Below are 25,690 nucleotides of genomic sequence, written 5' to 3' on the forward strand. Positions count from 1 at the left end.
GCGAGCAATGTCATGCCTCCTGCAACAGTCTCCATCCGTCGCGCAACCGCGAGCGATCTCCCCTCCCTGCACGCTCTCCTTCAGCTCTATTACAGCGAAGGAGACGTGCACCACACCGAAGACGAGCAGTCACTCCACGCAACCCTCAACCAACATCCCTACGGTTTCTTCTTAGCCGAACTCTCTCCCACAGCCACCACAGCACAAAGCGCCGCGGCAAATACTATCGCTGGCTGCGTTCTCTACCGCGCCCTCGACACCATTCCCCAAGCCGCTGAGTGCAAGCGCCTCTTCGTCCTCCCCGAGTTCCGCGGCCACAACATCGCCGCCCGCCTCATGGACACGCTCGAAGACACTGCCCGCGACTCCGGCCTCCGCTGGATCTACCTCGACAGCAAAGAAAACTTCCAGGCCGCCATCACCATGTACCGCGGCCGCGGCTACACCGACTGCCCTCGCTACAACCAGAACGCCGAGGCCACTATCTTTCTCCGCAAAGATCTTGCAATCCACAAAGAGCTAGGAATGTGACGCAGCCACCGGCGCCTTCCCCCCGACCGCGGATCCCACAGCAGGCGTCACCGCCCGCATTCCCACTTTCGCAAAATCAATAAACGCCCGCGCCGGATCCGTGTGCAGCAGCTTCACGCTCACCTTGTCGCCCACATCCAGCCCCTGCTCGCCCTGGATCACGCGTCCCTCAAACGGCGGCTGAAGTACGCGCGCATACACACCCTTGTCGCTCGACCCGGTGACGACGGCCGCAAACACTTCGCCAATATGCGACGCCATTGCCACCGCGGCAACGCGCTTCTGCATATCGCGTTCAATCTTCCGCAACGCCTTGTCCGCATCATTGCAGTGCGCCGCAATCGCCGTAAGATCCCCGTCACTATAAGGCGCGGGCTCTCCATGCGCCATCGCGTGCAGAACCCTCTGCGTCACCAAATCCGGAAACCGCCGATTCGGTGCAGTCGAGTGCGTATAGTCACGTGCCGCCAAACCAAAGTGTCCCGTCGGATCGTCATCCGGCCGCATCAACATGTACTCACCCGGCCCCATCAACTTGATCACCGCCACCGCAATATCCGGATAGTGAACCGAATCCGTCCTCCGCTGCACCTCCAGAAAATCATTCAGCAACACCGAGTTCGGCACCGCCGGCAACTCGATCCCATGCTGCGCCGCCAGCGCTACAATCCGATCCCAACGCGCCGGCACCTTCACCACCCGCTGCAATCCACTGCGCCCGCCCTTGCGCAGCGCCCGCGCCATCACACCATTCGCCGCCACCATCAAGTCCTCAATCAAATTCATCGCGCGATTCTGTATCGCCTCCTGCACCGAAATCACGCGCCCATCCACCACCACCGGATCAGCCTCCGACTTGTGAAACTCCAGCGCTCCGTTCTTCACCCGCGCCGTATGCAGCGCCTGCGCCGCCTCATCCTGCAGCTTCAACTGCTCCACTAACCAGTTCGCCCCCAACGGTCCGGGCGCTGTAAACAGAGAAGCATCCGCATCATGCTCCCGCGCGCTATCCGACCGCAACGACATCACATCGTTATCCACCACGCCCGCTGCCGTATTCTCCAGCCACGGTCCCACCCGCGAGTACGCCAGCTGCGCCCGATTCCTCACCAGCGCCAGCGACACATTCTCATCCAGCATCTCGCCATCCGGCCCCACCGTGAACGTCATCATCACGGCCTGCCGGTCGCCACTCTCGTTCAGCGACGTCACACCCGTCGACAGCTCCAGAGGCAGCATCGGAAAATTCTTCACTGCCGTATAAATCGTCTGCGTCTGCGCCTGCGCATGTTGATCGATCGGACTTCCCTGCGCCACCGCCGCCGCCACATCCCCAATCGCCACCCTCAGTTTGATCCCACCCGCAATACGCTCCGCGACCTCAATCTGGTCCAGGTCCTTCGACGTATCGTTGTCGATCGACGACCATCCCAACCCCCTCAAATCCTCCACGCCCGCCGTCGGCGTCAGCTGCGCCAGCACCTTCTCAATCGCCGCCGTCTGCTGATCTACCCCCGGCCCAAACTCCGGCTTGAACCCGGCCGCATGCATCTCATCCAGCGCCGATTGAGCCAGGTCAAAACCGCCACCATGCCCACCATGCGTCGGCTGCGATTCTTCGTGCGATCCCTGCGGATGCTGTGGTTGCTGTTGTGAAGAAGGAATGGACGAGAAACCTTGCGAGCGACCTCCGCCACGCTGGCGGTAGCTATGTTCAGACATGCTCCGCAGACTACCACGCAACCCCTACCCCTCGCCTTCCCCGCTTCCATGTCAGCAGAACGGATCTGTTCCCTCGACGGGCCAACGAGCCTCTCCCTTTCTTTACAACTAGAGCAATCCGGTACAGCGCTCCCCGCAACCCCTGGTAGAACATTGAACTGCCTTCGCTTACGCGCTCAACTCCCAGGAGGCCTGCCATTCTCCCTCGCAACTGTCAAAACTGTTCGGTTCTCGGCGCCCCGGCCTTCGACACGCTCTCATCCAAGGCTCTGCGCGACTTCGATTCCATCGGAATTTGTCGCCATCGCGAATCCCACGCAGTCCTCTTCCACGAAGGCTTACCCGCCGATCACCTCCTGATCCTTTGCGCCGGCCGCGTCAAAGTCACCGCCTCCTCCAGCAATGGCCGTCTCTTCCTCCTCCGTGTCGCCGGCCCCGGCGACATCCTCGGCCTCGCCGCTTTGCATGAGCAAACCGCCCACCGCGTCACCGCCGAGACCCTCTCCCCCTGCACCATCAAATCCATCCCCCGCGCCGACTACATCCGCGTCATGAAAACCAACCCCGACGTCAGCCTCATCACCGCTTTGGCCATCGCACGCGAGTATCAAAGCGCCTTCCTCTCCGCGCGTCGCCTCGCTCTCCATACCTCCGCCGCCGGCAAACTCGCCAGCACCCTTCTTGACTGGGCCCGTACAGACCACGGCAGCCACTGCCCCACCCCAGCCAACCTCCCCATTTCCTTCCACATGCAACTTAACCAGGAAGAGCTCGGCAGCATGGCAGGCCTCTCCCGCGAAACCGTCAGCCGCCTCCTCACCCGCTTCCGCCGCGAGGGCCTCGTCGATCAGAGCGACGACCGGATGACCCTCAACAACCCCGGTCGCCTCGAAGCACGATACCGCTAGACCCTCCCACCCAACCCCTTAAATCTAGTTGCCGCTCGAGAGGGACCCCGAGCGGCAACGTCTCTATCCTGAGGCCCTTTCTCCCAAGAGAGTCCCGAATAGAGCTTCAGCTACCAGTAGTTACCGTCCTGCCGACAGCAATATTCACTGGTTTGAAGATCAATCTTCTACGCGGCTGCCTCCTCATCCAACGAAGCAGCCAGCTCCTTCTTGGCCTGATCCAGCGTCGCCAGCACCAGCAGCGAGGGGCAGCCAGTTCGAGTTCCATATCCAGCACAGGGTCCAGCACACGAACAAGGTGTCGGCAACGATTCCTGCACAACCTCTGGGAGAGAGTTCGACGGCATCTGGTGAATCCTCCAACAACTTCATCCTGAAGCCTCGCATCAAGACCCGTCTGTGATACTCATCACACCCCCAGCCTTTCTCTCCCCCGGACCCCACCTCGCGTCCAAACCCAATCCCATGACATCCTATGAGTGCATGCCTGCCACTTTACAAGTAGAAACAACCCGCGAAACCACCTTCGACCTCTTCCGCCGCTGGGGCTACCTTCAGGCCTCCCTCGACCCCCTCGGCCAGCTCCTCCCGCCCACGCCATTCCCTATCGCCGACCCCGCGCCCGACGAAGACTCCCCTGACACCAAAGAAGCCCGCCGCATTTACGCCTCCTCCGTTGGCGCCGAGTTCATGCACATCCCCTCCGCCGAAAAGCGCGCCTGGATCCAGCAGCGCCTCGAAGCTCCGTTTATCAATCCCGACGCCGTCACCCCCACCATCCCGGCCGCCCGCATCCTCACCGGCCTCCTCCGCGCCGACCTCTTCGAGCAGGTCATCCAGCAGCGCTACCTCGGCACCAAGCGCTTCTCCCTCGAAGGCCTCACCGTCCTTATCCCGTTCTTAGACCAGCTCTTCACCACCGCAGCCGAGCTAGGCGTCAACCGCTCCCTCTTCACCATGAGTCACCGCGGCCGCCTCAACGTCATGGTCAACACCATCAACCGTCCCTCCCGCGACATCTTCACCAAGTTCGAAGATGTTGACCCTCGCAGCACCCTCGGCGGCGGCGACGTCAAATACCACATCGGCGCCACCGGCGACTTCATCACCGCCACCGGCAAGACCGTGCACCTTCACCTCGCCTCAAACCCAAGCCACCTTGAAGCCGCCGACCCCGTCATCATGGGCCGCGCCCGCGCTTATCAAGAACGCCTCGCCAAAAACCGCAGCAAAGAAAACTTTCTCGAAGCCCGCCGCCAGGTTCTCCCCATGATCATCCACGGCGATGCCGCCTTTGCCGGCCAGGGTATCTGGGCCGAGAGCCTCAATCTCGCGACCCTGCACGGCTACAACATCGGCGGCACCGTCCAGGTCATCGTCAACAACCTCCTCGGCTTCACCGCCCTTCCCGGCGAATCCAACTCCTCACGCTTCGCCTCCGACCTCGCCAAGCGCCTCCCCATCCCCATCTTTCACGTCAACGCCGAAGACCCTCAGGCCGTCGTCCGCATCGCCGCATTAGCCGCGGAGTACCGCCAGACCTTCCACTCCGACGTCGTCGTCGACCTCATCGGTTACCGCCGCCACGGCCACTCCGAAGTCGACGACCCCACCGTCACCCAGCCCCTCCGTTACGCCAAAATCAAGGACCACCCGCCCCTCTACCAGCTCTACGCCAAACAGATTGGCGTTGACCCCGCAGAAGAAATCGCCTTCTCCCAAGGCAAGTTCCTCGAAGAGCAGAAAGCCGCCACTGCCGCCAACCGCAAGCCCAAGCTCTTCGACATCCGCGACTACTGGAACCCCTACTACGGCGGCCCTCTCCGCGCCGACGACGACCCCCGCACCGGCCTCGATCTCGCCGAAATCGCCTCCCTCACCAATGCCCTCACCACACCGCCCGAAGGCTTCCACGTCCATCCGAAAGTACAGAAGCTCCTCGAGCAGCGCGTAGAGATGGGCACCGGCAAGAAGCCCCTCGACTACGGCATGGCCGAGCTCCTCGCCTACGCCTCTCTGCTCAAAGTCGGCACGCCCGTGCGCCTCTCCGGTCAGGACACCCAGCGCGGCACCTTCAACCAGCGCCACTCCGTCCTCATCGACATCGAGAACGAAACTCGCTTCTCTCCACTCTGGAACCTTGGCCCCAAACAAGGCCGCTGGTCCGTCTACAACTCCATGCTCTCCGAGGCTGCCTGCCTCGGCTTCGAATATGGCTTCTCCCGCGACTACCCAGAAGCCCTCGTCCTCTGGGAGGCTCAGTTCGGCGACTTCGCCAACGGCGCCCAGATCATCATCGACCAATTCCTCTCCGCCGGCGAAGCCAAGTGGGGCCTGCTCTCCGGCCTCGTCATGCTCCTCCCCCACGGCTACGAAGGCCAGGGCCCCGAGCACTCCAGCGCCCGAATCGAGCGCTACCTCCAGCTAGCCGCGCAGGACAACATCCAGGTCGCACAGCCCTCCACAGCCGCGCAGTACTTCCATCTCCTCCGCCGCCAGTCCTTGCGCAAGTGGCGCAAGCCCCTGATCGTCTTCACCCCGAAATCCATGCTCCGCCATCCCGACGCCATGTCTCCCGTCGCCGACCTCACGCTCGACCACTTCCAAAACGTTCTCCCCGACAACTCCGTCACCAACCCCCACCGCCTGCTCGTCTGCACCGGCAAAATCGGCCACAACCTCCGCGTCGAACGCGACAAGCGCAAGGTCACGGACGTCGCCATCATCTTCCTCGAACAGCTTTACCCCTTCCCCGAAGCCGAGCTCCAGGCCGCCCTCGACCAGCACCCTTCTGCGACAGAAATTGTGTGGGTACAAGAAGAGCCCGCCAACATGGGAGCCCTCTCCTTCGTCATCCCCCAACTCCGCCGCCTCGCCGGCGACCGCGCCGTCCTAAGCGTAAAGCGCACCGCCGCCGCCTCGCCCGCCACCGGCTCCGCCAAGGCCCACGCCCTCGAAGAGAAAACCCTCATCGACTTAGCGCTAGGCCACGAGTCTTAAGTTCAGATCAGCACACAAACCGGGTGCCCTATGTCTCGCTTCTGAGACGTGGGTTCGCAGAATATAGTTCGGCGCATTCAACCCACTGAGTAAACCTCAGGCCCACTCAACTTGGGCCTGAGCGCCTTACTCTCGCTCGCCGCCGGCGTCCGCACCTCACCTCCCACCAACAAACGCTCGCCCTCGCCGAGCACCCGCACCCTCTCCAGCACGCCCGCGCGTTTCGCCGCCTTCAACAACCTCGCCAACGGCTCGTCCATCGACTCTCTTCCCAACCGAAACGTGTTGTAGTGCATCGGCACCATCGTCTCCGCGCCTAAATCCAGAAACCCCTGCAGCGCCTCCTCCGGACTCGTATGCACGCTCCGATAACTATCCGGGAAATATGCCCCAATCGGCAGCAGAGCAATCTTCGGCGCCAACCTCTTCCCGATCTCCGCGAACCCCCCAAAGTAAGCTGTATCGCCCGAGTGATAAACCGTCTCCGCCCCCTCAGCCTCAAGCACATACCCACCAAACCCCCGATGCGTGTCCTTGAACATCCGCGCGCCCCAATGCCGCGCCGGCGTAGCCGTAACCTTCAACCCCAACACCTCCGCAGACTCCCACCATTTCAACTCCACCACCTTCGAGAACCCAAGGTCCGCCACCAAATCTTCCACGCCGTTCGGCACAATCGCCACCGGCGCCACACGTCCCCGCCGCCGCATCTCCTGCACCACCGCGCGCAGCGACGGCCGATTCAAATGATCCATATGCGCATGCGTCAACAGCACCGCATCGATCACCGGCAAATCCTTCACGCGAACGCCCGGCCGCCGTTGCCGCCGCAACAAAATCAGCCGCGTAGCAAACACCGGATCAATCAACACACCCAGCCCCTTCATCTGCACCAAAAACGACGAGTGCCCAATGAACGTAGCCGCCTGCTCCTCAACCCCCAACACCGCAGGCTTGCGCGGCTCACCCTTGAGTGGCTCCGCATGACTCTCCCTCACCAACCGCCAAAGCTGCTTCAACTTCTCCATCCGAAACGCCATGCTCACTCCTAAACTCATTAACCAGTAGATGGCGCAACCGCGTCCCTCGATGCGGCAAACATCCCACGCCCAACCGGCCACATACCCGAGTGCCCCACATCTCGATTCTGAGATGCGGGTTGTACGATGAGGTCAAGCGACCGCGAGCCGCCTCGATCAGTCAGCCACCCCATGCCCCGCAAAACGCCTCATCCCGCTAGTCGCCGCCGCTTCCTAAAGCAAGCCGCAGCAGCAGCCCTCGCCTCAACCCTCCCCTGTCCCACGACCCACGCTTCCCCTATCGCGCCCACGACCCCCAAGAACCGCGCCCTCCTAGCCCCCAACGCCTTCTACCCTCTCCCGCTAGGCTCGGTCCGCCCCACCGGCTGGCTCCGCGCCCAACTCCAGATCCAGGCCAACGGCCTGGGAGGCCATCTCGACGAAACCTGGCCCGACGTCGGCCCCAACAGCGGTTGGCTAGGCGGCACCGGCGAATCCTGGGAGCGCGGCCCTTACTTCCTCGACGGCCTAGTCCCCCTCGCCTACCAACTCGACGACCCCCGCCTCAAAGCCAAAGCGCAAAAATTCATCGACTGGACCCTCACCCACCAGCAACCCAACGGCAGTTTCGGCCCCGCCTCCAACAACGACTGGTGGCCCCGCATGGTGATGCTCAAAGTCCTCACCCAGTATTACGAGGCCACAAGCGACCCGCGCATCCTCCCCTTCCTCACCCGTTATTTCGCCTACCAGCTCGCGACCCTCCCCTCACGGCCTCTGCAAGACTGGGGCAAGTTCCGCTGGCAGGACAACGCCCTCACCGCACTCTGGCTCTACAACCGCACCGGCGACACATCCCTCCCCACACTCGTCCGCCTGCTCCACACCCAGGGCTTCGACTGGCAAAAAAACTTCGCCGACTTCCGCCACACCGAACGCATGACCGCCGACCAACTCCACCTCCCCGAAGGCGGCCTCAGCGACCTAGCCCTCGCCACCCACGGCGTCAATAACGGCCAAGCCATCAAAGCAGCCCCCGTCTGGTCCGTCCTCTCCAACAAAGAAGAAGACCGCGCCGCCATCCACCGAATGCTCTCCGCGCTCGACACCTACCACGGCCTCCCCAACGGCATGTTCTCCTGCGACGAGCACTTCGCCGGCCGCAACCCCTCGCAAGGCTCCGAGCTCTGCACCGTCGTCGAGACCATGTTCTCCCTCGAACAATCTCTCGCCATCCTCGGCGACCCCACCCTCGGAGACCGCCTCGAACTCCTCGCCTTCAACGCCCTCCCCGGCGCCTTCACCGACGACATGTGGGCCCACCAATACAACCAGGAGCCCAACCAGGTCGAGTGCTCCCTCCACCACAAACCCTGGACCACCGATGGCCCCGAGTCCAACCTCTACGGCCTCGATCCCAACTTCGGCTGCTGCACCGCCAACTTCCACCAGGGCTGGCCAAAGTTCACCGCCAGCCTCTGGATGGCCTCCCACGACGATGGCCTCGCCGCGACCGCCTACTCTCCCTCCACGGTAACCACCACCATCCGCGGCGTCCCCCTCTCCATCCACGAAGACACCGAGTACCCCTTCCGCGATCGCATCACGCTCACCCTCAATCCCGCCACGCCGACAGCCTTCCCCCTACATCTCCGCATCCCCGCCTGGGCCGCGAACGCAACCCTCCGCATCAACAACCAACCTCAACCAACTCCCACCCCCAACACCTTCGCTCGCATCCATCGCACCTGGACCTCCGGCGACGTAGTCGAACTAACCCTCCCTCTAACGCCGCGCCTCATCACCGGCTTCAACCAATCTCTCTCCATCAACCGAGGCCCACTAGTCTTCTCCTACCCCATCGGAGAAACCTGGCTCAAACTCCGCGACCGCGACCTGACCGCCGACTGGCAAGTCTACCCCAACACCCAGTGGAACTACGCCCTCGCCGTCGACAACACCACAACCCTCCACGCAACCGAACACCCCCTCACCGACGCCCCCTTCACCCGCCATGCCGCACCCGTGACCATCACCCTCCCCGCCCGCAAACTAAAATCCTGGCAAGCAGTCGACAGCGTAGCCGACCCCGTCCCCCCAAGCCCAATCACCACCTCCGAGCCCCTCGAGCAAATCACCCTCATCCCCTACGCCGCCGCAAAACTCCGCATCACCGCATTCCCCCGATGCGCTCCCGCACAAGTCTCAACTTAATCCCACAACCTCTCCCAACTCCACATCGCACTTATTACATCCTTCGGCAACTCAAACCCCATCTGATGCGCCAGCATGCAAACCTGCCCACGATGATGCGCCTCATGCGCCACCATGTAACAAACCATCTCCGTCCCACCCGGTGTCATCCCCAAACGCCAGGCTGTCGCCCACCCATCGCGAAGAAACTCCCTGACCCCGCCGTTCTCTACCAGCGCCAGCATCCTCTCACAAGCAAGAGCACTCTCCCCTAACCCCACCTGCGCCTGCTCCTGCGTACAACTCGCCCACTTTAGCTGCGCCGGCACTCCTACCTGCGGTGCATTTAGCCGCACCCATTTCGCGCGCACATTGTGCACATGCGTAACGATTGCGGCAATCGTCCGCACCCCACCCACTGGCTTCGTTCTCCACGCCGCAGCATCCAGCCGCTCCAGCAGCAACTGGTTCACACGCTCATTCACCGCAAAGATCTCCGCAGCCGTCCGACCCACTCGAGTCTCCACCGCTCGCCGACTCTTCGCCACGGCTCTCACTCCTCAAGCGCGACATCCAGCAACAAAATCCGGCCGCCCCGTATCTCGATTCTGAGATGCGGGATTGCAGGATCCTGGTAAGGGCGCGCCGCTAATCCGCCGCCCGCTCCGTCCCAGCCACAAAGCTCTTCGCATGCGCAAACTCCGGCCGCGCCGACCCCGCTCCCCCGTCGGTGGACTTCAACAGCGCCGCATAATAAAACTCCGCCTTGCCCTTCTCGCCAGCCGCCTCCGCCGCCCTGCCCGCGTTGAACAATCCGTTCAGCCGGTTCGGACTGAGCTTCAGCGCCACCGCATACTCCGCCAGCGCCTCCTTCGGCTTGCCAAAATTCAGCAGCATATCCGCGAGCATCTCGCGCGCCGGAATGTCCACCTCGCCCTGCCCCACCTGGTCCTGCAAGTCGGCCGCGGCGCGCATCGCCATCAACGCCGCCTCCTGGTTGCCTTCGGCATACGCAACCCACGCCACCATCTCGTTGCGCTCAATCTTCGTACCCGTTCCCTCCAACTCGTACGCGTCTTTACTCTTCTGCACCTCCGCAACAAGCGCGTCATACTTCGCCAGATCTGCACGCGCCTTCTCCGGCTCCTTCAAGTGCCCATCTCCCACCACACGCAACCAGTAAGCCAGCGTAGCCGTTGCCGGTCGCGTTCCCGCCACCGGCTCTATCCCAGACGCGGCCTTCCACTCATGCATCTCCAGCGCATAGAACCCCGGTAACTTCAGCCGATAGTACGGAATCATTCCCGCCATATATCCCGCACCCATTCCCTGCATCGCCGCAATCTTATCCAGCGGCTCTTTACTCGCCTCCAGCTCCTTCTTCGCCTGGACATCCTCCCCACTCTGCAAATACGCATAGATCAAAAAGTCATACGAGTGCGGCTCGTCCATCAGCCCACTCTCACCCCGCTTCTCCGCGGCCTGTGACGCCGCAATCGACCCTAACTGCGACGCCTCATCCTTTTGCCACAATCCTAGCCGTGAGTAAATGTGTCCCGGCATATGAAACGCATGTGGGCCAGACTGCGCTATCTCGCCATAGTGGTCGGCCGCCGCCAAACCCTCCGCCGCCATCGCCGGGTTATCGCACGCATGAATAATGTAATGCACCACTCCTGGATTATCTGGGTACTTCGCAAACAGCGGCTTCAACACCACCATCGCCTTGCGGTCCTGTGCCTGTGTCAAATCGTCAGGAGTCTTCGCGGCCAGCAGTGACAGCGCGTAAAACGCCCCCGCATCCACGTCTTCCGGATACTTCGCATACAACCTCCCCATCGCATTCGAGTACGCCGCAATCCGCGCTGGATGCTCCGCCGGCCCCGGCTTATAAAACTCCGCCAGCGCAGCAATATAATCCTTCTCCCGCTCGGTTTTCACCGGCAGCGCCTCCGCCGCCTGCATCTGCTCCCACCCCAACTTCCTCGACTCCGCGTCCGGCCGATCCCATATCTGGTGGAACGAGCTCATCGCCAAACCCCAATGCGCCATCGCACACCCAGGATCGTTCTTCGCAATCCGCTCAAACTGCTTCGTCGCCTCCGCGTACCAGAAGTCATGCAGTAGCGCCACGCCGCGATCGAAATACGCCTGCGTCCCCGCCCCGCACGACACCGGAAACGAAACCGTGCCCAGCCGCTCTTGCATCTGCGCCGACGTAGCCATCACCCCCGCTTCCGCAGGCCCCATCGACATGCCATTCATCGACTGCGCACCCAACGGCGCGGCAACCAAACAAGAAAGAACCACTGGAAGGAGGGAGAAGGTCGCACACAAGTTTTTCATAACTGAGGAATTATAAGTCGCCGAAACCCACCCGCGCCCACCCCACATCAGCCGCCACGCGAAGCACCCTCGCCGTCCGCGTAGGACCCCGCCCACACCTGGTACGTAATCTTCGGCGACTCCGTCCCCCGATGCAGCGCATTCACCTGCTCGCGAATCGCCTGGTCCGCCAGCGTCATTCGCTCCCGCGACCGCAAAAAATCCAGCCAGCTTTCCATGATGAATGTCTCGTTCAGATGCTCCGGATCAGCCGCATCCCGATAGATACCCCACCGCACCGCGCCCCCACGCAATCGCACCCCTTCCAGTCCTCGCACAGCACGTGTAAACGCTGCATAGTCCTCCGCCGTCACACGGTAATCCACCGAGATGCGCACCGGCCCCTCATCCGGATCAGCGGCCGTCGCAAACCCCGGCAGCGGCCGCTTCCACCGATAAGGCGTAAGGTCCGGCAGCATGCCCTTCAAGATATGAATCCGCCGCGTCAACGGCAGGCTCATCGCCAACCCCACCGCCGCACAAATCAACGAAGTCTTCGTTGACGTCCGCTCCGCCACCGCCCCCCACAGCGCACTGCCCAGCGCCAGCCCGCCCTGGAACGCCATCAGGTACACGCCCAGCGCCCGCGCGTACACCCAGGCCGGCACACTCAACTGCACGCTCACATTCAGCGTCGACATCGTGGTTGTCCAAGCAAATCCCGCACCCAGCAGCGCCACAATCGCCACCCACGGCAGCGGCACCAGCGCCAGCACCACCATCGTCGCCACGTAGTACACACCCGTCGCCAGCAGCAGCGTATCCGCATCCACGCGCTGCCGAATCCACGCCAGCGTAGTAGCCCCAACCACCGCCCCCACTCCCAGGCAGCCATTCAGAATGCCGTACCCCATCGCCCCCTGGTGCATATCCCGCTTCGCCACCAGCGCCAGCAACGACCACACTGAACTCACAAAAAATGTAAACGTAAACGCGCGAATCAACGGCCCCTGCAAGTCCGGCGCATAGCGCAGATACCGCAGCCCCGATCGCACCGAGCCCGCAATCCGCTCCGCCGGCAACGCACTCTGAAAAATCGGCTGCCGCTTCCACCGCCACAGTATCCAGATCACCCCCGCAAACGACGCCGAGTTCAGCGCGAACACCCAAGCCGCCCCGCGATGTGGCACCGCATACGCCGCAATCATCAGCCCACCCAGCGCCGGCCCCAATGCGCGCGCAATATTATTGCTCGCCGCATTCAACGTCACCGCATTCGGAATTTCATCATGCGGCACCAGCTCCGGAACAATCGCCTGCCAAGCAGGATTGTTCATCGCCGACCCAATATTCAACAGAAACGTAAACAGCAGCAGAGTCACCGGCGTAATCACGCCCACAAACGTCAGCACCGCCAGCACGGCAACACTCGCCAGCATCCAACACTGCCAAAAGATCAGCAGCCGCCGCCGCTCATAAATATCCGCAGTAGCTCCGGCCAGCAATCCGAGAAACAACACCGGCAAGCTAGCCGCCGTCTGCATCAACGCAATCAGCAACGGCGACGTTGTCAGCACCGTCATCAACCACGTGCCCGCCGTGTCCTGCATCCACGTGCCCAAACTCGACACCGTCGACGCAACCCATCGGTCGCGGAACAACGGAATCTTCAGCGGCTCAAACGCATTCGGACTGCGCTGCAGCGTCTCCGTCGTTACGGCGATGTCAGTCGAATCTACGTGCCCAGTCTCACCCACACCTCTATGATGCCATCCCCGTCAGCTGTCAGTCTTTGCCTCCCGCATCTCGCCTCTCGTATCTCGGTTTATCCTTCAGCATGGGCCAACGCTGCCGCGCACTCTTCCTCTGCATCGCCAGCGCGACCAGCTCCGCTCAGCAACCCACGCCTCCGGCCGATGCAACGCCGCCCACCATGCAGCCGTTCCCTCCCACCACCCAACTTCTCCTCGACGTCGAACGCAATCAGAAAGCATCCGAGGCTGCCAACAAGGACTACACCTACCACGTTCACATCGAGCAGCAGGAGTTAGACCGCAAAGGCGAAATCAAGAAGACCGACACCACTGACTCCGAGAGCCTCACTATCGAAGGCATCCGCGTCGACCGCACCGTCGCACGCAACGGCAAGCCTCTCTCCGACAAAGATGTCCAGAAAGAAAGCGATCGCCTCGACAAAGAAGTCGCCAAAGCGAAGGAGCATCGCGAGAAACTCGCCAGCGAAGGCAAACCCACCGACGCCCGTGGTGACGACCTCCTCACCGTCTCCCGCATCCTCGAGCTAGGCACCTTCTCCAACCCCCGCCGCGTCGATCTCAACGGCCGCCCCACCATCGTCCTCGACTACGCCGGCGATCCCAACGCCAAAACCCACAACGAATTCGAGAAAGTGTTCCGCGACCTCGTCGGCACCGCCTGGATCGATGAACAGGACCATGTCCTCGTTCGCGGCCAGGGCCACTTCCTCCACGACTTCAAAGTCGGCGGCGGTCTCGTCCTCAACATCCATCAAGGCCTCAGCTTCGACTTCACCGCTACCCACATCACCGACAACATCTGGCTCCCAGCCGCCGTCGACGCCCAGGGCAGCGGCCGCTTCCTGCTATTCGACGGCATCAATGGACGCTTCCACCTCGTCACCTCCGACTACCGGAAGTTCCATTCAAAATCCACCATCATCGACTCGAACCGCCTGATCGGCCCGGACGGTCAGCCCATCCCCGACCCGCCACCACCCTCGACCACGCCCCCGCAGCCTTAAATGCAAAAGGGAAGAGCACAGCTCTTCCCTTTTGCTCAGTGAACAAAACTCACCCACCGGTCAAACCGCTTTAGCCGAAGCTTAGAGAGGCTGAACGTCGGACGCCTGCCACCCCTTCGGTCCCTTTACTACGTTGAACTGAACGGCCTGGCCCTCTTGCAGACTTTTGAAACCATTGGAGTTGATCGCCGAATAATGCACGAACACGTCTTCACCATTCTGACGGCTGATGAAGCCAAATCCCTTGGCGTCGTTGAACCACTTCACTGTTCCCTGTTCCATGTCTCGTAAATCCTTGTGATTGACTTTGACGCTGAATCCAAATGGGTATTCGGCTACCGCTGATGCAGAAACCAATCTGTTTCAAACGATTGAGAAATGTTAGCACGAAGGTCGAATTTTCCACCGGAAAAATTGCGAAAGGTTGATGTTTGCACTAAGAACAGTGCAACTATTCGCGCGATTCGCACAGTCTATCCCTTCGGCTCTCTCAAGTGAGCGTCAACAATCTCCTCCGCCGCCCGCAACACCTGCTCCAGGCTCATCGCCGTCGAATCCAAAATCACCGCATCCTCCGCCGCCCGCAGCGGAGACTCTACTCGATTCCGATCTCGCGCATCCCTCTCCTTGAGTTCGCGGATCACCGCTTCCTCCGTAACCTCCGCCTGCGCCGGCACCCCCTGCCGATACCGCCGATTCCCCCGCACCTCCGGCGCCGCATCCAGAAAAATCTTTACCTCCGCATCCGGAAACACCACCGTCCCGATATCGCGGCCCTCCATCACCACGCCACCAGCGTCCCCCAACAGCCGCTGCTGCTCCACCATCCATTGCCGCAACCGCGGATGCACCGACACGCGCGAAGCTGCCGCCGTCACATCCCCATCGCGCACCCGCCGCGATACATCCACTCCATCGAGCATCACCAGGTTGCCTTCCAGCTGCGGCTTCAACGCAATGCGCGTCCTTTCCGCCAGCTCCAGCAACTCCGGCTCCTCGTCAAAACTCAAATCATGGTCGATCGCCTTCAGCGCCAGCGCTCGATACATCGCCCCCGTCTCCAGGTTCAGAAACCCGAATCGCCGCGCCAAGTGTGCTGCCAGCGTACTCTTCCCCGCACCCGCCGGCCCATCAATCGCGATCACCGGCCGCGCCCGCCGCGCCTTGCTCTCAGCGCCCGCTGATTCCATTCCTGATCCGGTAGTCGCTGAAGGCGTGCTCATCCTCAACTCCTATGCCCCAGGCTTCCTGCGAAATGTCGGCTTCGCTCCACCAGGCCCACTCCGCTTCGCTCCAAATCCACCCGGCTTACCACCAAACTTCGGCTTGCCGCCAAACGAGGACTTGCCGCCAAAGCTCTTTCGCTTCGTCCCATCGCCCTCGCTCTTCGGAACCCACGGCTCCTTCGTAAACGGACGCGTATGCGCATCCGCAGCGCGAGGCTTGTACGGCCGCTTCGGCAACGACCGCTCCACCGTCGACTCCGCACCACCGCTAGCCTCAACTCGCGGCGTATACGCCTTCTTCATAAACGGTCGCGTCCCGCCTTCACGCGCTTTGTAAGGACGCTTCGGGAACGGCTTGCCCCCGCCTTCCTTCCCGGCAAAACTCCGTGGCTTGAACGAAGCCCGCTCTCCACCCTCTTCCGTCCGAGGCGTGTAGGGTCTCTTCGCAAACGGCTTCGCTCCACCCTCTGCGGTCCGCGGCGTATAAGGCCGTTTCGTAAACGAACCCTCTGCGCCCTCACCACGAGGCGTATAGGGACGCTTGGCAAAAGGCTTCGCTCCACCTTCAGTGCGTGGCGTATAAGGCCGCTTAGCAAATGATCCCTCACCACCCTCACCACGAGGCGTGTACGGTCTCTTCGCGAACGGCTTTGCACCGCCCTCAGCATCGCGCTTCACATACGGCCGCTTCGCTCCAAACCCGCCAGCCTTCGCCACGCGATCCTTGCTCTCATAACTCCGAGGCTTGAACGTCGCCCGCTCACCACTCTCTTCGGTCCGAGGCGTATACGGCCGCTTCTCAAATGACTTAGTCGCCGACCGTGGCGGAGTCCGCCGTTCCACCGGCAACCCCGCCTGCTCGCGCGCACCCAGCGGCGCACGATCCTCAGGCGCCGGCCGCCGAAACTTTGTGAACCCATCAGCCTTGGCAGGCGCCGCAGCCCGCGGCTTCCGATCCTCGTCCCAAGGTTTCGTGAATGTCTTCTTCACCCCACCAGCCCGCGCCGGCGCCGCTCCATCCTTCTTGAACGGCCGACGATCCTTATCCGTCTTCCCATCCAGCCGCGCCCCAAACCGAGCCGACGGTTTCACCGGCCCAGCCCCCGGTCGCTTCGCCGCAAACCCGCCACGTCCCGCAGGCTTTGCAAAACTCTTCCCAGCAGGCTTGCCCCTGAACTCGCTAGCAACCTTACCTTCGCTCGCAAAGCTCTTGATCCGTCCCGTCCCAATCTTCTTCGGACGCTCGACCACCGCAACCGGCTCTTCACCCTCCACCGCGAGCGCCTCGCCCTCAACCGCCGCAGCCACCGGCAGCCCACCAGGAATATGCAGCAGCGTCTTGCCCTCGACCACCACGGTCTCCAACTGCCGCGCACCCACCAGCGCATGCAGCACCTCGCGCACGCGCGACCGCGCTGTCAATGGCGAAAGAAATGTCGTCACCTCTTCTTCCGTCGCCGCAAACACCTGCGCCAAATACAACGACACCAGCGCCGACAGCGCCGTAGGCTGCCCAGCATTTGCCCCCGCCTTAATCGCCTTCGTGAATCTGCGCGACGTCAACTCCCACAACGTCCCGCCGTCACCCTGTGCCAACAGCGGAATCACCCGCAGCTGCGACCAAAGCTCTGTCAGCGAGCGCAGAATCGCCGCCTCCGTAACCTCGCGTCCCAACTCCTGCGCAACCTCCGCAGCCGACACCGGCCCACGCTCCGTCACCACCTCGTACACCTTCAGCCCCAGCGGCGAAACCTTCACCGCCCCCGACGTCGACGGCGGCTGCTTCCACGCCTTATCACCCCGCATCGTGAACACAAAGCTGAACACCTGCGCGCTCACTACGAAGTCCGGCGCATCGCCAGGCACTCCCAGCAGATTCAGCGGCAGCGCCAATCCCTCACCCACCAGCCGCGAAACCAATCCCCGCGCAACCTCTGTCTCGGCAAACGTAGGTGCAGCCTTCGCCACGCCAAGTGTAGCCTCCACCAGCGAGGGCGCCGGCACCGGCAGTTGCGAACCGCGCGGCGCAAACAGCACCAGCCCGCGTTCGTTGATCCAGTCGCGCGCCGCCTCGAGCGTCAGCAACGGCTCGCCCGTCTGCTTCCATGCTGCAGCGCGAGCAGCCTCGAGCTGCATATCGTTAAACTCCGGTGTTGTACTCAAAATTGCCTCTATCGTTTTCTGCTACGCCTTTTACGCGCAGCTTCCGAGATACCACGCAGAGAATAGACCTCAGTTCGCAGTGCTGTCATCGGAGAAAATCCTGTAAAGTATCCGTAAAAAAATCCTGCAAGAATAGCTCTTGCTCGCGCCTAGATACGCTGAAACGCGCGTTGGATGTCTCTTAGAGAATACCGCAATGCGATCGGTCTGCCGTGCGGACAGCTCATCGGATGCTCAGTTTTCCCCAATTCCCGCAATAACCAGTCAATCTTCGCCGGCTCCAGCACCATATTCACCTTGATCGCCGCATGGCACGCAATCGAAGCCGCAATCCGCGTCCGACGCAGCTCCTCGTTCTCCACCTGCGCCGACTTCTCCGTCACCCCCAGCACCTCCTCCAACACCCGTTCCAGCACCTTTCCCTCCAACCCCACAGGAGTCGCCTTCACCGCCAGCGTCCGTGGCCCAAACGGCTCAGCCTCAAACCCATTCCGCTCCAGCTCCTCAGCGATCGCAGCAAACGTCACAATCTGCTCCGGCAGCAACTCCACCAGTACCGGCATCAACAGCCGCTGCCGCTGCACCGCCTCCACCTGGCGCTCGCGCAGGATCTTCTCAAACAGCACCCGCTCATGCGCCACATGCTGATCAATAATCCAAAGCCCCTCCTCATTCACCGCCAAAATAAACGAGTCCCGCAGCTGCCCCAGCGGCTTCAACGAAGCCAGCCCATTCAACGTCGCCTGGCTTCCCACGCTCTCCTCCGCCAGCTCCGTCAGCGTCGCTCCCACGGCCTCCTCATACCCCACCGCCATCCCCGGCCCACTAAATCCCAGCCTCCCAGCCGAAGCAGGCACCAACCGCTCCCTCAACTCAAAGTTCGCCACATCGCCCGGCTCAATCGCCCCCTCACTCTCCTCCACCATCAGCGCTCGCGGCTCAAATACCGCACCATCCACACCCGGCAGCGGACTAACATCCACCATCAACGACTCGCTAGCCCGAGCTCCCCCGCTCAGCGCCTGAAAAAAACTAGCGGCAGGCCGCGCATTCATCAACGCCGTCCGCACCGAGTCCCTCACAAAATCATGCACAAAGCTTCCCTGCCGAAACCGCACCTCGGTCTTAGCCGGATGCACATTCACATCCACTTCCTGCGGCGGCATCTCCAGAAACAGCAGCACCACCGGAAACGAAGTCGGCGGAATGATATTTCGATAAGCCTCATTGAACGCATGCAGAATCAGCTTGTCGCGAATCAGCCGCCCATTCACAAACACATAAATCGAGTTCCGATTCAGCTTCTGCAACTCCGGCTTACTCACAAACCCACTCAGCCGCACAAAACCCGGCTCCGGCGCCTCATAATTCTGCTCTCGCTTCCACGGCGGAGGCTCCGGCAATCCCGCCCGTGCAAAATCAATCTCCGCCGCCACCGGAATCAAACTCTCAAACGTCTCACGCCCAAAAATCTGATAAAGTCTCTCGCCGGCATTCGCCACCGCAGGCGCAATCAACAACGCCTGAGTAGCCGAGTGCAACTCAAAATGTTTCCCAGGGTTCGCCAGCGCATAATGCGTCACCAGCGCCGCCACATGTCCCAGCTCCGTCTGCTCCGCGCGCAGAAACTTCCGCCGCGCCGGCGTATTAAAAAACAAATCCCGAACCGCAATCGTCGTCCCCTCAGGTAATCCCGCATCTTCCACGCGCAACAGATTGCCCCCCGCAATCTCCATCACCGTGCCTACTTCATCCTCCGCCGCACGCGTCTCCAAACTCACCCGCGCCACGCTCGCAATCGAAGGCAGGGCCTCGCCGCGAAACCCCAACGTAGAAATGCTCAACAAATCATCCGACGACCTTAGCTTCGACGTAGCATGCCGCTCAAACGCCAACAGCGCGTCATCTCTCCCCATCCCATGCCCGTTATCGACGATGCGAATCAGCTTCCGCCCGCCAGCCTCAATCTCCACCCGAATCCGCGTAGCTCCCGCATCCAGCGAATTCTCCAGCAGCTCCTTCACCACCGAAGCAGGCCGCTCCACCACCTCGCCCGCTGCGATCTGGTTCGCTACCTGGTCCGAAAGAACGCGTATCTTGCCCATGGCTCGATTGTAGTCAGCGGCCCCACATCAACCCTGCGCAAATCTCGCCTCTATCTATCCCCCGCCCGATGTAGCCTCATGAAATTCGTCGCGCCCGTCTTCGTCGCCGTTCCCGCCACGATCCCCACAACCTGCTGCGGCTTCAGATATCCGCGCTGCTCCAGCATCTCCTCAGCCATCATCACAAGCGTGTCCGTCCCCACAAACCGCTCGCAATGAATCGCCATCGTGCCCCACAGCAACATCGCCCGATGCACCACTTCTTCAAACGGACTCAGCGCAAAGATCGGCGCATCCGGCCTGTACTTCGACAGCAGCCGCGCCGTGTTCCCGCTCTCCGTAAAGATCGCAATCGCCGCCAGATCCAGATCCTGCGCCGAGTGCGCCATGCACTCGCAAATCGTCTCCGGCACCGTCAAATACGTTCGCTTCCCCTCGCTCACATGCCTCGGCCCAAGCCTCTGTCCCAGCTCATGCATATGCTTCTCTGTCTCGAGGATGATCTTGGCCATCATCGCCACAGCTTCCACCGGGTACTTTCCCGCCGCGCTCTCCGCAGACAGCATCACCGAATCGCTTCCGTCATAAATCGCATTCGCAACATCTGACGTCTCTGCACGCGTCGGCCTTGGGTTCTCAATCATCGACTCAAGCATCTGCGTCGCCGTAATCACCGGCTTCCGATACTCCGCTGCCCGCCGAATAATATGCTTCTGAATCGCCGGCACTCGCTCCGGAGGAACCTCCACGCCCAAATCGCCGCGAGCCACCATAATCCCATCGGCCGCCTCCAGGATGCTGTCCAGGTGGTCCACCGCCTGCGGCTTCTCCAGCTTCGCAATCACCCACGCGTCCGATCCCAGTTCCTTGATCCGCCGCTTCACGTACAACACATCCTCAGCCGTCTGCACAAACGACACCGCCACCGTGTCCGCGCCAGCCTTCAAACAAAACTCCAGGTCGATCTCGTCCTTCTCCGTCAGCGACGGCACCTTGATCGCCACGCCCGGCAAATTAATTCCCTTGTTCTCGCCCAGCATCCCGCCGTTGACGATCTCCGTCACCACATCGGCGCCGGCAATCTCCACGACCCGCAACTCGATCAATCCATCCGACAACAAAATCTGATCGCCCGACTTCAAATTCTCCGCCAGCGTCGTGAACACCGTGCTCACACGCTCCACCGTTCCCTCAACCGTCTCAGGAGTAATCACCAGCCGTTTGCCCGCCGTCAGCAGCACCGGCTTATGGTCCACCAGCTTCCCGGTCCGGATCTTTGGCCCCTGCAGATCCGCGAGGATGCATATCGGCTTCCCCTCTTCTTTCGCTACCTTGCGCACCATCGCGATCAGCTCAGACTTCTGCTCGTGCGATCCATGCGAGAAATTCAGCCGCGCCACATCCAACCCAGCCCGCACCAGCTCACGAAACGTAGCCTCGGTACTCGACGCAGGTCCCAGCGTTGCCACAATCTTTGCCCGGCGTCCGCCACTCAGCGGCGTCAATCTTTCCCGTACATCCATTCCTGCATCATCCTTCCAGCCCAACCCCTGAGATCACATTCCCAGGACGAGGCCGCAAACGTTTTCTCTCTGTCAGTCAGCAATTCTACCTGTCCGGCGTCTATGCAGTCCCGGCAGCTTCCACAGGAACTCCGAAAGCTCCGGATCGCGCCTCCCTGGACCTTGCGCCGCTCGCTGCGCATTAAACTCCGCGCCCAGCAACACGCTCAGCGCAATGATGTATAGCCACGCCATCAGAGCTATCGCCGCACCCAGCGATCCATACACCCTCGAGTAATCCGCAAAGCGCGTCACGTAATACCCAAACAGCAGCGTAGTCACCAGCCAGAACACCGTTGCCAGCGCCGCTCCCGGCAAACTCGCGCGCCAGCTCCAATCCTTGCGCAGAATCCCCCATGGCTCCCGCAGCAGCGGCTCCAGGTGCTCCCGCATATGCTTGGTCAAGTCCGTTCCCAGGTGATAGATCACCGCAATAATCCCCACACTGCCCGCAAACGCAATCGTCCACCGCATCACCGACGAGATCACCAGGACCGGCACGCGCAGCGCCGGCGTCACCTCTCCCGCGAGCCACTGCGAGATGAAATGGCCAAACACCACCAGCGCACTCGCCGCCGCCAGCGGCACCAGCGATACCGGTACCAACGCCAGCGATCGCACCCTTCGCGGCCAGAAGCTTCTCCGCGTCAACGGCAGCTCATACGCCCGCCGAAATCCTTCCATCAGCGTCCCCATCACGCTCGACGCACCCGTCACACTCACCACCACCGCCCCCAGCAGCGCCCTCACCGTATGCGCGCTTCGATTCACCGGCGAAAAATAAATTTCCAGCAGTGGACTCACATTTGGCGGCAGCACCTGGTTGAAGAACTGCGCCATCTGCGCTCGTAGCGGCGTCGTATCCGGAACGAAGCTGATAAATGCCGCCGCCACAATCAGCGCCGGGAATAAAGCCACCATCGCCGAATACGCTGTCGCCTGCGCCACCGTCAGCGCATCGTGCTCCAGCGCCGCGAGGGCCGCACGACGCACCATCTGCGCCGTGCGCAACGCCGCTCCCGGCCATTGCCTCCAGCCGCGCGTGTCCAAACTCTCGCCCGTCACAACTTCCATCCGAGCCTCGTGCTCTTACGGCTTCCACTTGTTCAGAAACTCCGTCACCGACGAGGCCTCCATGTGCCGCATATCCGCGAACTCATTCTTCTGCGAATACAGCACCTTGCCGTGCTCATCCAGCACCACCAGTGCCGGAACACCATGCGGCATCGGTACGCCGTACTTGCTCGCAATGTCAAGATTGGCGTCCTCGCGTCCGATATTCACATCCACCAGGATGAAATTCTTTTCCAGCAACTCCGCATTCGGGCTCTGGTGAAAATAAATATTCAGCACCTGGCAATCCCCGCACCAGTCCCCACCAAAATCCAGGATCACCCGCTTATGCGTCTTACGCGCCTCTTCCAGCGCCGCGTGAATATCCGCCTGAGCCGAATCCACCGTCGGATAGATGTGCGCATGTCCCGGCACAACCTGTGCCTCCACTCCAACACTCAACCCCAACGCCAACGCCAAACCCGCCGCAACCAAACCCATCCGAAGCTTCCCTGCTGTCATCACCGTCTCCTTGTTCCAACTACATCCATCATCTGTCAGGTTGCACCAGCATCCAAGCCCTAAATCAAAAAACGCGCCCGCTTGCCCTTCCCGGGCATCCAACCCGTCATGGAAATCGAGCAGCTTCCACCTAACCAGCCCAACTTTCTGCGCGTCGTCCTTCTCTTCGGCGCCGCTTTGATCGTGTTTTTCATCCTCGCGCTTTTCTTCCTCCGCTTCGACGGAAAACACCTCACCTTCCGCCACCACCGCGCGCACCCCACCTCGCAACTCGTTCTCCCCAAAACACCCCACACATTCGGGTTCCCCATTCATGACAGCTTCACGTCGTGAGTGGGTTCGGAAGAAGCTAGTCGCGCCCATACACCACCCCGGTTGACGCAATAAAGCTGCGCCATGGAGCCCGCGCAACTTACTCGTCGCTCTCCCGCAACTGCGCCAGGATGCTGAAGTCCTCCAACGTCGTCGTGTCGCCCTTCACCTCGCCCGTCGTAGCCAGCTCCCGCAGCAACCGCCGCATAATCTTTCCCGATCGCGTCTTCGGCAACCGTTGAATAAATCGCAGATCATCCGGCCTCGCCAGAGGTCCAATCTCCTTGCTCACCCACTGCCGCAGCTCCTGCTTCAACGCCTCGCTCGGCTCATGGCTTTCTTCCAGCGTCACAAACGCAGCGATCGCCTGCCCCTTCGCCTCATCCGGGCGACCCACCACCGCGGCCTCGGCCACGCTCGCATGTCCCACCAGCGCCGACTCGATCTCCGCCGTTCCCAGTCGATGCCCGCTCACATTAATCACGTCATCGACGCGCCCCATCAGCCAGTAATACCCATCCCCATCGCACCGAGCTCCATCGCCAGTCACATAAACGTTCTTCTCGCCCGGAAAGTACGCAGCCTCATACCCTGCAGCATTCCCCCAGATGCTTCGCGCCATCGATGGCCATGGCCGTGTAATCCTCAGCAGACCTCCATGTCCCGGCTCAACCGGCTCGCCGGTCTGCGACACAATCTCCGGCACCACTCCGAAGAATGGCCGTGTAGCCGACCCCGGCTTCGTCGCCACTGCTCCCGGAACCGGCGCCAGCATAATCGCTCCCGTCTCGGTCTGCCACCACGTATCCACAATCGGGCAGCGCTCCTTACCAATCTCGCGGTGATACCACATCCATGCCTCAGGATTGATCGGCTCGCCCACCGTCCCCAGCAACCGCAAGCTGCTCAAATCATGTTTGTGCACCCAATCCGTGCCCCACTTAATGAACAACCGCACTGCCGTAGGCGCCGTATAAAAAATGCTCACCTTGTGCCGGTCAATAATCTTCCAGAACCGATCCCTCTCCGGAAAGTTTGGTGCCCCCTCATACATCACCACCGTCGCGCCATTCTGAAGCGGCCCATACAGCCCATAACTATGTCCCGTCACCCACCCAATATCTGCGGTGCACCAATACACATCCTCGTCCCGCAGATCGAACACATACTTGGTCGTCAGATATGTCTGCACCGCATACCCACCCGTCGTATGCACCAGACCCTTCGGCTTACCCGTCGTCCCACTCGTGTAAAGGATGTACAGCGGATCCTCTGCATCCATCCACTCCGCCGCACAATCACTCCCCTGAAACTTCAACATCTCCGCATCCAACCAGTGGTCACGCGTCGGATGCATCGCGATTGGCGTTCCCGTACGCCGATGGACAAGAATATTCTCAACGGTCGGGCACAGGGCGACGGCCTCATCCACAATCGACTTCAATTTGATCTCAGTTCCGCGACGATATAAACCGTCTTGGCTGATGACCAACCTGCATTGGGCATCATTGATACGATCCGTCAGCGCCTGCGCACCGAACCCACCAAACACGACCAGGTGCACCGCGCCAATCCGCGCACAGGCAAGCAGCGCGATCGCAAGCTCTGGGCACATCCCCATATAAATGGCGACCCGATCCCCCTTCCGAACCCCCATCGATCGCAACACATTGGCAAATGCCTGCACCTGCTCATGCAACTCCCCATAGGTCAGCCGTCGCACCTCGCCACCGCCGCCCTCGGAAACCGGCTCACCCTCCCACACCAGCGCAACCTTATCCCTGCGCGCACCCTTCGCATGACGATCCACACAGTTGTGCGAAAGGTTCAGTTTCCCGCCGGTAAACCACTGCGCGTGCGGCCCACTCTCATCCAACACCCGCTCCCACGGCGCAAACCACTCCAGCTCCCCCGCCGCATCTCCCCAGAACCCCTCCGGGTCTTCCACACTGCGCGCATACATCCGTTCATACTCTTCCATGCTTCCCACGCGCGCTTTCGCCGAAAACTCGGCCGGCGGAGGAAACACACGCAACTCATGCATGTGCGTTTCGAACAAATCTGTATTCAAATTTAAAGTCACGACATCCTGCGGCATCGTCTCAATCCTACTGGAGTCCGAATCGCGAGCAGGATCGCGACACTCGGCACAGCACCCAACATCCTTAAATTACCCCAGAAAAGTCCCTCCAACTTCCCGGAAATAACTTATCCTGCGGCTGCTAGAACGAGCCGGCCTAGCCCTGCAGAGCACAGGGCATACCATTGCT

Annotated in this window: 20 protein-coding genes; 6 read left to right on the top strand and 14 right to left on the bottom strand. The window is 61.4% G+C overall.

From position 1 onward, the window contains the following. Nucleotides 1-12 precede the first annotated feature (12 nt). A complete protein-coding gene (locus GSQ80_RS03410; RefSeq protein WP_158786084.1) occupies nt 13-531 on the top strand; it encodes a GNAT family N-acetyltransferase in 519 nt (172 codons plus the stop codon). Here GSQ80_RS03410 and GSQ80_RS03415 read toward each other — a convergent pair. Then, nucleotides 520-2,253, bottom strand: coding sequence for an RNB domain-containing ribonuclease (locus tag GSQ80_RS03415; protein WP_158786085.1), 1,734 nt, complete (start codon nt 2,251-2,253; stop codon nt 520-522). The two genes, GSQ80_RS03410 and GSQ80_RS03415, sit on opposite strands and share 12 nt — an antisense overlap. A 359-nt stretch (nt 2,254-2,612) precedes the next feature. Between GSQ80_RS03415 and GSQ80_RS03420 the strand changes: the two genes are divergently transcribed. Next, the gene (locus GSQ80_RS03420) at nt 2,613-3,161 is read left to right on the top strand and encodes a Crp/Fnr family transcriptional regulator (RefSeq protein ID WP_254059426.1); all 549 of its coding nucleotides are present in this window, start codon (nt 2,613-2,615) and stop codon (nt 3,159-3,161) included. Between the two features lie 167 nt (nt 3,162-3,328). On the opposite strand, the gene GSQ80_RS03425 is transcribed toward GSQ80_RS03420, so the two are convergent. Beyond that, nucleotides 3,329-3,508 (bottom strand): hypothetical protein, encoded by a 180-nt coding sequence (locus tag GSQ80_RS03425; RefSeq protein WP_158786087.1) that lies wholly within the window; start codon nt 3,506-3,508, stop codon nt 3,329-3,331. Between the two features lie 136 nt (nt 3,509-3,644). On the opposite strand from GSQ80_RS03425, the gene GSQ80_RS03430 reads away from it, so the two are divergent. Beyond that, nucleotides 3,645-6,161: a 2-oxoglutarate dehydrogenase E1 component gene (locus tag GSQ80_RS03430; RefSeq protein WP_254059410.1), complete on the top strand. Its 2,517-nt coding sequence runs from the start codon at nt 3,645-3,647 to the stop codon at nt 6,159-6,161. A 77-nt stretch (nt 6,162-6,238) separates the two neighbouring features. Here GSQ80_RS03430 and GSQ80_RS03435 read toward each other — a convergent pair whose 3' ends face one another. After that, nucleotides 6,239-7,201, bottom strand: coding sequence for an MBL fold metallo-hydrolase (locus GSQ80_RS03435; RefSeq protein WP_254059411.1), 963 nt, complete (start codon nt 7,199-7,201; stop codon nt 6,239-6,241). Nucleotides 7,202-7,372: 171 nt separating this feature from the next. Between GSQ80_RS03435 and GSQ80_RS03440 the strand changes: the two genes are divergently transcribed. Next, nucleotides 7,373-9,394: a beta-L-arabinofuranosidase domain-containing protein gene (locus GSQ80_RS03440; protein WP_158786089.1), complete on the top strand. Its 2,022-nt coding sequence runs from the start codon at nt 7,373-7,375 to the stop codon at nt 9,392-9,394. Here GSQ80_RS03440 and GSQ80_RS03445 read toward each other — a convergent pair. From GSQ80_RS03445 to GSQ80_RS03455, 3 genes are all read right to left on the bottom strand, one after another. Beyond that, the gene (locus GSQ80_RS03445) at nt 9,391-9,921 is read right to left on the bottom strand and encodes a DinB family protein (RefSeq protein WP_158786090.1); all 531 of its coding nucleotides are present in this window, start codon (nt 9,919-9,921) and stop codon (nt 9,391-9,393) included. The two genes, GSQ80_RS03440 and GSQ80_RS03445, sit on opposite strands and share 4 nt — an antisense overlap. A gap of 100 nt (nt 9,922-10,021) precedes the next feature. Beyond that, a complete protein-coding gene (locus GSQ80_RS03450; protein ID WP_254059427.1) occupies nt 10,022-11,719 on the bottom strand; it encodes a hypothetical protein in 1,698 nt (565 codons plus the stop codon). Between the two features lie 47 nt (nt 11,720-11,766). Then, nucleotides 11,767-13,455 (bottom strand): MFS transporter, encoded by a 1,689-nt coding sequence (locus GSQ80_RS03455; protein ID WP_158786091.1) that lies wholly within the window; start codon nt 13,453-13,455, stop codon nt 11,767-11,769. Between the two features lie 80 nt (nt 13,456-13,535). On the opposite strand from GSQ80_RS03455, the gene GSQ80_RS03460 reads away from it, so the two are divergent. After that, the gene (locus GSQ80_RS03460) at nt 13,536-14,477 is read left to right on the top strand and encodes a hypothetical protein (RefSeq protein WP_158786092.1); all 942 of its coding nucleotides are present in this window, start codon (nt 13,536-13,538) and stop codon (nt 14,475-14,477) included. Between the two features lie 81 nt (nt 14,478-14,558). Here GSQ80_RS03460 and GSQ80_RS03465 read toward each other — a convergent pair whose 3' ends face one another. From GSQ80_RS03465 to GSQ80_RS03495, 7 genes are all read right to left on the bottom strand, one after another. Further along, a complete protein-coding gene (locus GSQ80_RS03465; protein ID WP_013581125.1) occupies nt 14,559-14,759 on the bottom strand; it encodes a cold-shock protein in 201 nt (66 codons plus the stop codon). Nucleotides 14,760-14,950: 191 nt separating this feature from the next. Continuing rightward, entirely contained in the window at nt 14,951-15,667 is a 717-nt protein-coding gene (gene cmk / locus GSQ80_RS03470) for a (d)CMP kinase (protein ID WP_158786229.1), read from the bottom strand. A 42-nt stretch (nt 15,668-15,709) separates the two neighbouring features. Next, nucleotides 15,710-17,866, bottom strand: a complete 2,157-nt coding sequence (locus GSQ80_RS03475) for a hypothetical protein (RefSeq protein WP_158786093.1) — start codon at nt 17,864-17,866, stop codon at nt 15,710-15,712. 149 nt (nt 17,867-18,015) lie between these two features. After that, complete coding sequence (mutL, locus tag GSQ80_RS03480; RefSeq protein WP_158786094.1) at nt 18,016-19,971, bottom strand: DNA mismatch repair endonuclease MutL; 1,956 nt, start codon at nt 19,969-19,971, stop codon at nt 18,016-18,018. A gap of 50 nt (nt 19,972-20,021) precedes the next feature. Next, nucleotides 20,022-21,494 (bottom strand): pyruvate kinase, encoded by a 1,473-nt coding sequence (gene pyk / locus GSQ80_RS03485; RefSeq protein WP_158786095.1) that lies wholly within the window; start codon nt 21,492-21,494, stop codon nt 20,022-20,024. Between the two features lie 72 nt (nt 21,495-21,566). Further along, nucleotides 21,567-22,607 carry a YihY/virulence factor BrkB family protein gene (locus tag GSQ80_RS03490; RefSeq protein ID WP_158786096.1) on the bottom strand — a complete coding sequence of 347 codons (1,041 nt, stop codon included), beginning with the start codon at nt 22,605-22,607 and terminating at the stop codon, nt 21,567-21,569. A 15-nt stretch (nt 22,608-22,622) separates the two neighbouring features. Then, the gene (locus tag GSQ80_RS03495; RefSeq protein WP_254059412.1) at nt 22,623-23,108 is read right to left on the bottom strand and encodes a thioredoxin family protein; all 486 of its coding nucleotides are present in this window, start codon (nt 23,106-23,108) and stop codon (nt 22,623-22,625) included. Between the two features lie 81 nt (nt 23,109-23,189). Between GSQ80_RS03495 and GSQ80_RS03500 the strand changes: the two genes are divergently transcribed. After that, the gene (locus GSQ80_RS03500) at nt 23,190-23,441 is read left to right on the top strand and encodes a hypothetical protein (RefSeq protein ID WP_158786097.1); all 252 of its coding nucleotides are present in this window, start codon (nt 23,190-23,192) and stop codon (nt 23,439-23,441) included. A gap of 79 nt (nt 23,442-23,520) precedes the next feature. Here the strand turns inward: GSQ80_RS03500 and acs are convergent, their stop codons facing one another. Beyond that, entirely contained in the window at nt 23,521-25,518 is a 1,998-nt protein-coding gene (acs, locus tag GSQ80_RS03505) for an acetate--CoA ligase (RefSeq protein WP_158786098.1), read from the bottom strand. Between the last annotated feature and the right edge of the window lie 172 nt (nt 25,519-25,690).

The sequence above is a fragment of the Granulicella sp. L46 genome (genome assembly GCF_009765785.1).
In the GTDB taxonomy this organism is placed as follows: Bacteria; Acidobacteriota; Terriglobia; order Terriglobales; family Acidobacteriaceae; genus Granulicella.